General features: G+C 73.2%; 9 protein-coding genes. 6 read left to right on the top strand and 3 right to left on the bottom strand.

Going from position 1 to position 12,536, the window contains the following annotated elements; all coding sequences use genetic code 11:
* Positions 1–79: 79 nt before the first annotated feature.
* The 5 genes from LPU43_RS13705 to LPU43_RS13685 all read left to right on the top strand — a co-directional run bounded on the left by LPU43_RS13705 (position 80) and on the right by LPU43_RS13685 (position 6,984).
* Positions 80–847: a M23 family metallopeptidase gene (locus tag LPU43_RS13705; RefSeq protein WP_229400779.1), complete on the top strand. Its 768-nt coding sequence runs from the start codon at positions 80–82 to the stop codon at positions 845–847.
* A gap of 185 nt (positions 848–1,032) precedes the next feature.
* On the top strand, positions 1,033–3,933 hold the full coding sequence (locus tag LPU43_RS13700; RefSeq protein ID WP_229400778.1) for a glycosyl hydrolase: 2,901 nt from the start codon (positions 1,033–1,035) through the stop codon (positions 3,931–3,933).
* Between the two features lie 68 nt (positions 3,934–4,001).
* Positions 4,002–5,066: a PHP domain-containing protein gene (locus LPU43_RS13695; protein ID WP_229400777.1), complete on the top strand. Its 1,065-nt coding sequence runs from the start codon at positions 4,002–4,004 to the stop codon at positions 5,064–5,066.
* Positions 5,051–5,260, top strand: a complete 210-nt coding sequence (locus LPU43_RS13690; protein ID WP_229400776.1) for a hypothetical protein — start codon at positions 5,051–5,053, stop codon at positions 5,258–5,260. Before LPU43_RS13695 ends, LPU43_RS13690 begins: the two co-directional genes overlap by 16 nt.
* Positions 5,261–5,313: 53 nt before the next feature.
* Positions 5,314–6,984, top strand: coding sequence for a DUF885 domain-containing protein (locus LPU43_RS13685; RefSeq protein WP_229400775.1), 1,671 nt, complete (start codon positions 5,314–5,316; stop codon positions 6,982–6,984).
* An 88-nt stretch (positions 6,985–7,072) separates the two neighbouring features.
* On the opposite strand, the gene LPU43_RS13680 is transcribed toward LPU43_RS13685, so the two are convergent.
* Together LPU43_RS13680 and LPU43_RS13675 are read right to left on the bottom strand one after the other, a co-directional pair.
* Positions 7,073–8,587, bottom strand: a complete 1,515-nt coding sequence (locus LPU43_RS13680; RefSeq protein WP_229400774.1) for a DUF6114 domain-containing protein — start codon at positions 8,585–8,587, stop codon at positions 7,073–7,075.
* An 83-nt stretch (positions 8,588–8,670) separates the two neighbouring features.
* On the bottom strand, positions 8,671–9,213 hold the full coding sequence (locus tag LPU43_RS13675) for a DUF6230 family protein (protein WP_229401100.1): 543 nt from the start codon (positions 9,211–9,213) through the stop codon (positions 8,671–8,673).
* 558 nt (positions 9,214–9,771) lie between these two features.
* Between LPU43_RS13675 and LPU43_RS13670 the strand changes: the two genes are divergently transcribed.
* Positions 9,772–11,598: a VanW family protein gene (locus LPU43_RS13670; RefSeq protein WP_229400773.1), complete on the top strand. Its 1,827-nt coding sequence runs from the start codon at positions 9,772–9,774 to the stop codon at positions 11,596–11,598.
* 85 nt (positions 11,599–11,683) lie between these two features.
* Here LPU43_RS13670 and LPU43_RS13665 read toward each other — a convergent pair whose 3' ends face one another.
* Positions 11,684–12,310 carry an NADPH-dependent F420 reductase gene (locus LPU43_RS13665; RefSeq protein ID WP_229400772.1) on the bottom strand — a complete coding sequence of 209 codons (627 nt, stop codon included), beginning with the start codon at positions 12,308–12,310 and terminating at the stop codon, positions 11,684–11,686.
* Between the last annotated feature and the right edge of the window lie 226 nt (positions 12,311–12,536).

Raw genomic sequence — 12,536 nt, 5'->3', positions numbered from 1 at the left:
TTCGCCGCGCCGTCGCTGGGGGTACGGGGAACGAGTGCGTACCCGCCCACCACCGTAACGGTTCTGTCAGGATGACCGGATGTCCTCGTGCGCCCCGCGTCGGCGCCGCACCCGTGCGGCGTACCCGATCCTGCTGCTGCTCGCGCCGGTGCTGGCCGCCGGCTGCGCGGGCGGGCCGCCGCCGGGCGCGGCCCCGAGCGGCGGGTGGGTGTCCCCGACCGGCCTGGCCACCGGGGGTCAGCCGCCCGCGCCGCTCCCGTCCACCGCGCCGCCGGGCGCCCCGCCCTCGGCGTCGGCCGCGCCGACCCGCGCCGGGCTGCGGCACGTCTTCCCGGTACGCGCCGGCAATGTCGACTACCACCCGACCCACTCGGGGTACCCGGGGACGGACATCTTCGCCGACTGCGGCGAGCCGGTGGTGGCGGTGACGGAGGGGACGATCCTGGAGGTGAGCCGGGTGGACCGGTTCGACCGGCGGGGGCCGCGGGGGCCGTACAACGGCGGGCTGTCGGTGTCGCTGCTGGGCGACGACGGGGTGCGCTACTACGGCTCGCACCTGAGCGCCATCGCCTCGGGGATCGACGCGGGCACGCGGGTGCGGGCCGGTCGGCAGCTCGGCCGGGTGGGCCGGACGGGCAACGCGAACAACGTCTGCCACCTGCACTTCGGCATCTCGCCGGTGTGCCGGGGCCAGGGCGACTGGTGGATCCGGCGCGGGGTGGTGCCGCCGGCCCGGTACCTCGACTCGTGGCGGCGCGGCGGCAACCGGGAGCCGGCCGCCGAGGTCGGGGCGTGGCGTCGCGAGCACGGTTGCCCGAAGGAGCCGGGGGCGGCCGGCGGCGGCTGACACCCGCGCGGCGGCCCTGCCCGTCCAATCGCGACATCCCGGCTCAACCGGTCGGACACATTGACGCACGTCGAGATAAGCGACTACCGTCCCGGATCAGAGAGCGCTCTCACAGGTAACGAACCTCTCCAATCCGACCAAGCGCCGTCGCCGGCCGGTCCGGCGTACCCGCGTTGGAGGCACCCGTGACCCCTCCCGCACCACACCGCCGCCGCCTCTGGGCCCTCGCCTCGACCACCGTCCTCGCCCTCGCCGCCGGCGGCCTCGCCGTCGCGGCCAACACCGTCCCCGCCCACGCCGCGACCGTCGGCGCGGGCAGCTACACCACCACCCCCGTCGGCCCGCTCCCCTCCGGCTGCGGCCAGCTCTCCACCAACCCACGGCAGTACGTCACCGCCGACGCCCCCGCCGGGGCGGTGCCCACCAACGACTGGTGGTCGTCGCTGCTGTTCAAGCGCACCGACTGCGCCTACAGCGAGCCGCTGCACGCCCACCCCCTCTCCTACGACACGTTCGGCGACGGGCTCGGCTTCTCCGCCAACTCCACCCCCGCCATCAGCGGCACCCCCACCGGGGTCGGCGAGTTCCACTACCCGTACGTGCAGGACATCCGCGTCGGCGTCGCCGGGCTGGCCTCGCCGAACGTCAGGGTCGCCGGCTGGACCGACTGGACCGTCACCCCGTACTGGAGCGACGGCGCGCGGACCATGCGGGCCACCATCGGCCACGGCCTGCCGTTCGCCTACTTCCAGACCAGCGGTGGCGACGCCGTCGTCAGCGCGAACGGCAACCCGACCGTCTGGTCCAACAGTGGCCCGACCATCGGCTTCACCGTCGCCGGCCACGACTACGTCGCGTACGCCCCGAGCGGCGCGAGCTGGACGGTCAGCGGCAGCCGGATCTCGTCGAACCTCGCCGGCCGGGGCTACTTCTCCGTCGCCCTGCTGCCCACCACCTCCGGCAGCAGCGCCCAGGAGCGCGCCGCCCTGGCCGCCACCTACGGCCGGTACGCGCACGCCCACGTCACCGGCACCCGCGTCTCCTACACCTACGACCAGGCCACCAGCCGGGTCACCACCACGTACGCGTTCACCACCGCCGCCCGGGAGGGCAGCGCCACCCAGACCGTGGTGAGCCTCTACCCGCACCAGTGGAAGTCGCTGACCGGCTCCACGCCGATCGCCCAGACCTACCCCTCGGCACGCGGCCGGATGAAGGTGCTCACCGGCGTCGACCAGTTCCGCACCGCGATGACGTTCCGTGGGGTGCTGCCCGAGCTGCCGGCCGTCGGCGACGGCTCCGGCGCCGACCTGACCACCGTGCGGGACCAGCTCGCCGCCGTCCGGGGCAACCCGACGGACCAGCGCGGCACCGACACGTACTGGACCGGCAAGGGCCTCGGCCGGGCGGCCCGGATCGCCGAGGTGGCCGACCTCGTCGGCGACACCGCCACCCGCGACAGCGCGCTCAACGCCATCCGGAGCACCCTCACCGACTGGTTCACCGCCTCGGCGGGCAAGACCGAGCGGCTGTTCTACTACGACCGGAACTGGGGCACCCTCATCGGCTACCCGGCCTCGTACGGGTCGGACCAGGAGCTCAACGACCACCACTTCCACTACGGCTACTACATCGCCGCTGCGGCCACCCTCGCCAAGTTCGACCCGCAGTGGGCCTCGAAGGGGCGGTACGGCGGCATGGTCGACCTGCTCATCCGCGACGCCGACAACTACGACCGCACCGACACCCGCTTCCCCTACCTGCGGGACTTCGACATCTACGCCGGCCACGACTGGGCCTCCGGGCACGGCTCGTTCGGCGCGGGCAACAACCAGGAGTCCTCGTCGGAGGGGATGAACTTCGCCAACGCCCTCATCCAGTGGGGCCAGGCCACCGGCGACGCCGCCGTCCGCGACGCCGGCATCTTCCTCTACACCACCCAGGCGGCGGCGATCCAGGAGTACTGGTTCGACAGCTCCGACCAGAACTTCCCGGCCGGCTTCGGGCACTCGACGGTCGGCATGGTGTGGGGCGACGGCGGGGCGTACGCGACCTGGTTCAGCGCCGAGCCGGAGATGATCCAGGGCATCAACCTGCTGCCCGTCACCGGCGGCCACCTCTACCTCGGCTACGACCCCGCGTACGTGCGGACCAACTGGGCCGAACTGGTCCGCAACAACGGCGGGCAGCCGACCGTGTGGCAGGACATCCTCTGGCAGTTCCAGGCGCTCGGCGACGGCGCCGCCGCGCTGGCCAACCTGCGGGCCAACCCCGGCTACACGCCCGAGGAGGGGGAGAGCCGGCCGCACACCTTCCACTGGGTCCGCAACCTCGCCGCCCTCGGCACCGTGGACACCACGGTCACCGCCAACCACCCGCTGAGCGCGGTCTTCACCCGCAACGGGGCGAGGACGTACGTGGCCTCGAACATCAGCGCCGCCCCGCTCGCCGTCCGGTTCTCCGACGGCACCACGCTCACCGTCGGGGCCGGGAGGACGGCCACCACCGGGGCGTACACCTGGAGCGGCGGCAACGCCAGCGGCGGCGTGAACCCGAGCCCGACGCCCACCCCGAGCACCCCGCCGCCGACCACACCGCCGCCGACCACACCGCCGCCGACCGGCTCGCCGACGCGGTACCTGCTCGCCGGGGGCGGCCTCGGCGCGGCCGGCAGCGCGGGCACCACGACGGTCGCGGCGGCCAACGGCAACCACGACGGCACGCCCACCAACGCCCAGGTGTTCACCGCGACCGGCCTGAACTTCGCCTACAACGGCGGGCAGACGGCGTTCGACCTGTTCCTCGACGCCGGCACCGCCGTCGGCAACGGCACCCAGGTGCGCATCTCCTACGACCTCACCGGCAACGGGAGCTGGGAGCGGGTCGAGACGTACCGCTACTTCGCCACCGACCCGGTCCCCGGGTACGAGCACTACACCCAGGCCGCCGGGCTGCACTCCAGCAGCGGCGCGCTCGGCAACCTGACCGGCGGCACCGTGAAGGTGGAGGTCTGGTCGGCCATCGGCGCGAACCCGACCACCCTCGGCCTGGGCAACCAGTCCGTCGTGCGGCTGCCGTACACCTGATCCGACCTGCCGACCCCGCGCCGCCGGTCGCCCCTCGGCCGGCGGCGCGGGCGCGTAGGTTGCAGGTCATGAGCGCCCGGGACCCCATCGCCGACCTGCGCCGCATCGCGTTCCTGCTGGAGCGCGCCAACGAGGCGACGTACCGGGTCCGGGCGTTCCGGTCGGCGGCGAAGACCCTGGCCGAGCTCCCGGCGGCGGAGGTGGCCGAGCGGGCCCGCGCCGGCACGCTCACCGAGCTGGCCGGGGTCGGCGACGTCACCGCCCGCTGCGTCGCCGAGTCCCTGGCCGGCGAGGAGCCGGTCTACCTGCGCCGGCTGGTCGCCACCGAGGGCACCGACCTGGACGCGGCGGCCGTCGCGCTGCGCACCGCGCTGCGCGGCGACTGCCACACCCACTCCGACTGGTCCGACGGCGGCTCGCCCATCGAGGAGATGGCGCTCGCGGCGGTCGAGCTGGGCCACGAGTACGTCGTGCTGACCGACCACTCGCCCCGGCTGAAGGTGGCCCGGGGGCTGACCGCCGACCGGCTGCGCCGGCAGCTCGACCACGTGGCGGCGGTCAACGCGGCGCTGCCCGCCGGGTTCCGCATCCTCACCGGCATCGAGGTCGACATCCTCGCCGACGGCTCGCTCGACCAGGACGAGGAGTTGCTGGCCCGCCTCGACGTGGTGGTCGGCTCGGTGCACAGCGGGCTGAACGACGAGCGGGGCAGGATGACCCGCCGGATGCTGGCCGCCATCGCCAACCCGCACCTGGACATCCTCGGCCACTGCACCGGCCGGATGGTCGCGTCCCGACCGGCCGGGGTGAAGGGGCCGGGCGACCGGGCGCACCGGGCCCGTACCCGGGCCGAGAGCGACTTCGACGCGGACGCCGTCTTCGCCGCCTGCGCCGAGCACGACGTCGCCATCGAGATCAACTCCCGGCCCGAGCGGCAGGACCCGCCGAAGCGGCTGATCCGGCGCGCGCTGGAGGCCGGCTGCCGGTTCGCCGTCAACACCGACGCGCACGCCCCGGGGCAGCTCGACTGGCAGCGGTTCGGCTGCGAGCGGGCGGCGCTCTGCGGCGTCGGAGCCGACCGGGTGGTCAACACCTGGCCGGCGGAGCGCCTGCTGGAGTGGGCCCGGGGCTGAGCCCGACGTGTGCCCCACGTGGGTACTACCTGCGGGTCCAGCTCTCCCGCCGGTTCCGCCGCGCGGAGGCCGAGCTGTTCGCCCTCGGCCGGGGCGGCGTCTTCGACACCGTCGCGCGGGCGGAGCGTGGGGAGCGGCTGCGCGCCGACGCGCCGTTCCCGATCGACTTCGACCCGGCCGAACTGCTGCCCTGAACACGGCAAACACGCTCGACAGCCGGGCGCGGGCGTCGCGTAGGGTCGCAACCGTGGGACGAATCGATGACATCGCCAACCGGTACGTCGCCGACTGGGCGCCGCTGAGCCCGACGGGCGCCACCTACGTCGGCATCGCCGGGTACGACCACCAGGTGGACGACCTGTCGCCGGAGGGCTACGACGCCCGGGCCGAGCTGGTCCGCCGCACGCTGGCCGACCTCGACGTGACGGAGCCGGAGTCCGAGTCCGAGCGGACCGCCAAGGAGGCCATGCAGGAGCGCCTCGGCCTGGACGTCGCGCGGTACGAGGCGGGCGAGACCACCAGCGAGGTCAGCGTCATCACCAGCGGGCTGCACGACCTGCGCTCGGTGTTCGACCTGATGCCGACCGAGGGCGCGGACGCGCAGGCGAACATCGCCGCCCGGCTCAACGCGTTCTCCGGCGCCCTGGAGGGCTACAAGACGACGCTGCGCGAGGCGGCGGACGCCGGCCGGGTCAGCTCGACGGCGCAGCTCGTCGAGGTCGCCAAGCAGTGCGACGTCTGGACGGACCCGGCCGGCGACAACTTCTTCCACGGCCTGGTCGAGCGGCTCGGCGCGGACGGCACCCTCGGTGCGGAGCTGCGCCGGGGCGCGGCGGCGGCCACCGCGGCCACCGCCGGGTTCGGCCAGTTCCTCCGCGACGAGCTGGCCCCGCGCGGGCGGGAGAAGCAGGCCGCCGGCCGGGAGCGGTACGAGCTGGCGTCGCAGTACTTCCTCGGCGCACGCGTGGACCTCGACGAGACGTACGCCTGGGGGTTCGCGGAGCTGGCCCGGCTGGAGGCGGAGATGCGCGTGGTCGCCGGCCGGATCGCCGGGCCGGGCGCGACGGTCGACGAGGCCGTGGCCGCGCTGGACGCCGACCCGGCCCGCACCATCGCGGGCAAGGAGGCGTTCCGGGACTGGATGCAGGCGCTGGCCGACAAGGCGATCGGCGAGCTGCACGGCACCCACTTCGACATCCCGGAGCAGGTCCGGCGGATCGAGTGCTGCCTGGCCCCGACCAGCGACGGCGGGATCTACTACACGGGCCCGAGCGAGGACTTCTCCCGCCCGGGGCGCATGTGGTGGGCGGTCCCGCAGGGCATCACCAACTTCTCGACCTGGCGCGAGGTGACCACGGTCTACCACGAGGGCGTGCCGGGCCACCACCTCCAGATCGCCCAGACGGCGGTCCGGGCCGAGCTGCTCAACCGCTGGCAGCGGCTGCTCTGCTTCGTCTCCGGGCACGGCGAGGGGTGGGCGCTCTACGCGGAGCGGCTGATGGACGACCTGGGCTACCTGGAGGACCCGGGCGACAAGCTCGGGATGCTCGACGGGCAGGCGCTGCGGGCGGCCCGGGTGATCGTCGACATCGGGATGCACCTGGAGCTGGAGATCCCGAAGGACAACCCGTTCGGGTTCCACCCGGGCGAGCGGTGGACCCCGGAGCTGGGCTGGGAGTTCCTGCGGGGGCACTGCCGGATGCCGGACGAGATCCTGCGCTTCGAGCTGAACCGCTACCTGGGCTGGCCGGGGCAGGCGCCCTCGTACAAGGTGGGCGAGCGGATCTGGCTCCAGGCCCGCGAGGACGCGAAGGCCCGCAAGGGCGCCGACTTCGACCTCAGGGAGTTCCACCGGCAGGCGCTGGACCTGGGCGCGCTGGGGCTCGACCCGCTGCGTCGGGCGCTGGCCCGGATCTGAGCGGACGACGGCGGCCGGGAATTGGGCTGCGTCGAGCCCCCGGTTCCCGGCCGCCGCTCCGGGCCGGCCGTCGGGTCGTGCCGGCCCGTCAGGCCAGGTCCAGGTCGAGCGACGGCGTGGCGGTGAGGATGTCGCTGCGTACGAACGCCAGCTCCATCTCCGGGTCGGTGAAGGTGACCGGCACGGGGAAGGTGACCGGGATGCCGTCCGGGAACGGCAGGTTCGGTTCGAGGGTGATCTCGACGCCGAGCAGCTTTCCGGAGAAGCGGGTGCAGTAGAACGCGACGTCCCGCTCGCTGCCCTCGGCGCGCTCGACGGTCAGCTCGTCGGTGGCGTACCGCGTCGTCCTTCCGCCCGGGCCCTTCGCCCGGAGCAGGAAGTCGTCGGTGACCGCCTTCTTCATGCTGAACTTCAGCGTCTTGAGCGTCCCTCCGTCGGTCGGCAGGTCGACGATCCCGGCGAACCGCAGGCCGGTCATGGTGACCTTGGAACCGGTGAGCTTCGACGGCTCCGCCGCCACCCGGGGCTGGCCGGGCTCGGCGGCGACCTTGGGCAGCGGCTTGCCGGGCTCGACGTCGGCCGGTTCGGTGGGCTCGGGCGCGGCGCACCCGTCGTCGTCCGGGTCGGGCCTGCCGGGGCTCGCCGACGTGCCCGGGGTCGGCCTGCCGGTCGGGGTGGCCGTGGGTCCGGTCTCCTGCGGCTGCGGGCTCGGCGTCGGTGCGGCGGACGCCGGGGCCTCGCCGTCGCCCGGGGCGAGGATGTCGCCGATGCCGTCGATGATGTCGGTGATCAAGTTGCCGTCGGGCTTCCTCTCCGGGCTCGGGCTGGCACCGGGGCTCAGGCTGGCACCGGGGCTGGGGCTTCCGTCCGCCGGGCGCGACGCCGACGGGCTCGGCGTGGGCGTGCGGGTGGCGGACGGCGTGGGGCAGGGCTTCGCGGGCGCCGCCTGCGCCGGGCTCTCGTCGCGCACGGCGAGCGCCCCGGCGGCCGAGACGCCGAGCAGCACCAGGGTGACGGCGAACAGCTTCGGGTCCCGGTGCGGGCCGCCCTGCGGGCGGCCGTCCGGGCCGACGGCCGGCAGCACCTCGGTGCTGTCGTCGTCCGCCGACGCGTCGGCGTTCCTCGGCCCGGCCTCGTCGGTTGTCCCGGCCTGGTCGACCGACGCGGCGGCGTCGGTTGGCGCGGTCGCATCGGTTGGCGCGGCGGCCGGGGGGCGCTTCGGCACCCAGGCGAAGCCGAGGGCGCTGCCGACCATGCCGAGCAGCATGCCGATGAAGAAGCCGCCGAGGTTGATCCCGATGAGGGAGAAGACGGCGGTCACCGCGGCGACGATCGCGTAGAACATCCGCTGCTGCGGGGAGAACCACAGCAGCATGCCGCAGGCCACCAGGATCGCCGGGATCAGCCAGGACAGGAAGCCGGTCGGCCCCGTCTGGAAGGTGAGCCCGTTGAGGCTCATCTGGGTCGTGGAGAAGATCTCCACCCCGGCCAGGGCGGTGAACAGCCCGCCCCAGAAGGGGCGGGTCCGCCGCCAGTGGCGGAAGCCGCGCCACGCCTGGCTGAGCCTGCCCGGCAGGGCGTGCTGCGAGTTGGCGGTCGTCACGTGCTCCTCCTGGCGGTGCTCACGATTCACGAGGCAGGGCCGAGGCCCGTGGCCGGCGCCCTCCACGGGCCTCGGGAACTAGCTCAGAAGCATTCCTTGGCCTTCGCGCCCATGTTGATCTTGAGCTTCAGCCCGTTGAGGGTGAAGACGGCGGCGCTGGTGGAGCGCGCCACCTGCTGGAGGTCGGTGATCTCGACCGAGTCCGCGCTCTGCCCGAACGACTTCGCCGTGGCCTCCGGGCTCAGCTCGGTGGCGTCCCGGCCGATCTGGATGCCCTTGAACTCGGCGTCGCCGCCCAGCTCGTCCATGTCGATCAGCAGGCCCGTGGCGGTGGCCGGCCTGCCGCCGCCACCGGCGTTGATCGTGAGCACGATCGGCATGTCCGGGATCTTCACCGACTGGCAGAGGTCGTAGAGCTTGGCGTCGGCGATCTCGGAGACGGCAACCGGGTGGGCGGTGCCGTCCTTCTCCTTGACGAACCCGCCGTACTGCTTGAAGCCGGTGCCCTCCAGCTTCGAGGCGCCGACCTTGAAGGTCTGGCCGGAGACGGCGAACGACGCCGCGATCGCGCCGTTGGCCATGCCGAAGACGATGGCACCGGCGACGGCGGTCGCGGGCACCATCATCGCGGCGAAGCGCCGCCACTGGGTGCCGCCCTGCGCCAGACGGTCTTCCGAATCCTTCACGAGGTCCTCCTCGAACGGGGGTCACCGAGCTGCGGCTCGCGTCTCGGGGTGGGGGGAAGCTGCGGTGGCCGCCCCGGTCCATCGGCTCGCGGACGGCGGGCAGTGCGGATTGGATGCTCTCGCGAAGCGACGTGGCTCACAAGCCCCTTGCTACCGACGGGTAACCCGACCGCGGCGTCGAGATCGCCAAACGTCACCATCGGTCAGGTCGAAGTTCGTCGATCGGTGGGGCAAATCGGTCGGAGTGCGACAGCTCACGCACAACGCTTCACCTGACGTAGCCGGGATACCCTCCGGTAACTTTTCGGTAACAGCCGCCTGAAAGGCCGCTGAGGACGAGCTGCCCGTCGTCCGTACGGTGGACCCCGCTCAACAGTCGCCGGAAACCGCCACGCCGACGCGGCCGGGAGCAGCCTGCCGGGCCGCCGCGCCGTTGGCTACGGTAGGTGTCTTCCGGGTGGAAGAGTCCCCACGTGGTACGTACCGATCGAGGTTGCTGTGACTCTGTACGGCGAAACACGACCGCCCTCCGACGACCGGCCGACCGTCAAGGTGACAGCGGTGAGCTGGCCGGGCGACGAGCCGGAACCCGCAGCGGCAGCCGCGACACCCGACGCCACCCCCGCCGGCAGCGCCACGCCACGCTCCCGACGGGCGAAGACCCTGCTCGCCGCCGGCGTCGCCACCGTCGTCCTGGGAGCCCTGGCCGGGGTCGGCACCTACGCCTACGCCGGCGACGTGCCACGCGGCACGACCGTGCTCGGCACCGAGCTGGGCGGGCGCAGTCGCACCGAGGCCGTCCAGGAACTCCGCGCCGAGCTGGAGCGCAGCGGTGCCCCGCAGACCCCGCTGCGGGTGACCGTCGGGAAGAAGAACGTCGAGCTGAAGCCCGCCGACGTGGGGCTCGCGGTGGACGTCGAGGCGACCGTGGCCGCCGCGGAGAAGGCCCAGGCGCACCCGGTGAGCCGCCTGGTCGGCTCCCGGACGGTCCCGCCCGTGGTGACCGTCGACCCCGCCCGGCTCGACGCGGCCCTGCGCAAGGCGGCCGGAGACCAGACCCGCGAATGGACCGTACCGGCGATCATCTTCACCGGCACGACCCCGAAGGCGGTCCGCCCGAAGCCCGGCCTCGCGCTCGACCCGCAGCGCTCGGCCCAGGCCGTCCGGGACGGCTGGCTCTCCGGCCGGCCCGTGGCCGTCCCGCTGGTGGAGACCGCGCCGGCCACGAGCGCCGAGGAGGTCGACCGGCTCCTGGCCGAGGTGGCCCGCCCCGCCGTCGCCGGCCCGGTCAAGCTCCGCACGGACGAGGGCTCCGTCACCATCCCGCCCACCGCCATCGCCCGGAGCCTGCGCTTCACCGCCGACGACGCCGGCAAGCTCACCCCCCGCGTCGACGTCAAGCGGCTGCGCGCCGCCCTCGGCGGCCGGCTCGACGCCATCGAGGTGGAGCCCCGCGACGCCCGCATGACCATCACCGGCGGGAAGCCGAAGCCGATCGAGGGCCGCCCGGGCCGTCAACTGGACACGGGGACGCTCAGCCGGGACCTGCTCGCCGTGCTGCCCCGCGCCGACGACCGGACGGTCACCGGGCGGCTCAAGGAGACCCCGCCGAAGGTCACCACCGAGAAGATCGCGGGGCTGGGCATCTCCGAGCGCGTCTCCCGCTTCACCACCCACTTCACCGGCGGCCTCTCCTCCCCCCGCAGCCAGAACATCGTCCAGATCGCCAAGGAGGTCGACGGCACGGTCGTGCTGCCGGGGGAGACGTTCTCGCTCAACGGCCACACCGGCGAGCGCGGTTACGCCCAGGGGTACCGGGACGCGCCGGTGATCCTCGACGGCAAGCTCGTCCCCGGCGTCGGCGGCGGCACCTCCCAGTTCACCACCACCCTCTTCAACGCGACCTACTACGCCGGCCTGGAGGACGTCGAGCACAAGCCGCACTCGTACTGGTTCAGCCGGTACCCGCCGGTCATCGAGTCGACGATCTTCTGGCCGAACCTCGACTTCAAGTTCCGCAACAACACGCAGTACGGCGTGCTCATCGACACGTCGTACACCTCCAGCTCGGTGACGGTGTCGATCTGGAGCACGAAGATCTACGACAGCGTGAAGACGGAGTACGGCCCCCGCCGCGACATCACCACGCCGAAGACCATCCACCTGGAGCCCGGGCCGTCCTGCATCCCCAGCAACGGCATCAACGGCTTCACCCAGGACGCCTTCCGGATCATCCGGAAGGACGGCAAGGTGATCAAGCGGGAGAAGTTCAGCTGGCGGTACCTGGCCGAGCCCCGCTACGTCTGCGGCCCCGCCGCCGACTGACCCTCGACGGGCGAATGCCCCGCCGGCGTCGTCGCCGGCGGGGCATCTTCATGGGGTACGCGGGCAGTGGCCGCCAGCGGGTCGCTCAGGGCCGCGCCTCGGCCAGTCCCCTGCGCACGCCCTCGGCGTCGCGGTCCGTGCCGTAGACCGGAGTGTCCGGCTGCTGCCGCCAGCTCCCGTCCAGGGTGCCCGCGTCGACCGGGTCGAAGCCCAGGGAGTCCACCAGCTCCATCACGATCCGCTTGGCGTCGTCGTCGTCGCCGGCCACCGGGAGGCCGATCCGGTCACCGGAGCCGGCCGGGCGTCCGTTCTCCATCAGGTGCTGGGCCTGGATGTTGTTGAACGCCTTCACCACGCGGGCGCCCTTAAGGTGCTCGGCGGTCCACCGGCTGGAGCTGAGGCTGCGGTCCAGCAGCTCGGCGATGTCACCGTCCCGCTGGGGGTAGTAGTTGTCCGCGTCGACGACGATCTTGCCGTCGAAGAGCGCCGCCGGCAGCGCCGGGACCGCCAGCAGCGGTACGGCGATCACGACCACCTCGGCCTGGTCGACGGCCTGCTCGACCGTGCCTGCGGTCGCTCCCGTCTCCTGCGCGAGGTCGCCGAGGGACTCCGGCCCGCGCGAGTTCGCCACCGTGACGTCGTGGCCCAGGGCGCTGAGCCGCCGGGTCAGGGTGCCACCGATGTGCCCCGAGCCGATGATTCCGATCTTCATGACCACTCCTGCCTCCGCCTGCCGGCGGTCCGGTCGAACTGTGGGCAGGTACCCCGACCCGCGCGTCCCAAGAGTGCTGGAGGCGTTCGCCACGTACGGTTTTTCGGCACCGAACGGGGGAACCCCGCGTACGCGGTTTCCCGGGCCGAGGCTACCGAGCCGACCGGGGCATCGGAGGAGATTCGCGGAAAACTGCTCCGGATATGCGTCAGGGCCACCCCGGTAA

It is taken from the genome of Micromonospora okii, assembly GCF_020884795.1.
Taxonomy (GTDB): Bacteria; Actinomycetota; Actinomycetes; order Mycobacteriales; family Micromonosporaceae; genus Micromonospora; species Micromonospora okii.
Note: the sequence above shows the minus strand (reverse complement) of the source record. Positions and strands in the feature narration are given on the sequence as shown.

What these genes read in the sequence shown, in the direction of transcription:
- LPU43_RS13705 (WP_229400779.1), top strand. Translation starts at nt 80, where the DNA reads ATGTCCTCGTGCGCCCCGCGTCGGCGCCGCACCCGTGCGGCGTACCCG.
- LPU43_RS13695 (WP_229400777.1), top strand. Translation starts at nt 4,002, where the DNA reads ATGAGCGCCCGGGACCCCATCGCCGACCTGCGCCGCATCGCGTTCCTG.
- LPU43_RS13675 (WP_229401100.1), bottom strand. Translation starts at nt 9,213, where the DNA reads ATGATGGTGCCCGCGACCGCCGTCGCCGGTGCCATCGTCTTCGGCATG.
- LPU43_RS13665 (WP_229400772.1), bottom strand. Translation starts at nt 12,310, where the DNA reads ATGAAGATCGGAATCATCGGCTCGGGGCACATCGGTGGCACCCTGACC.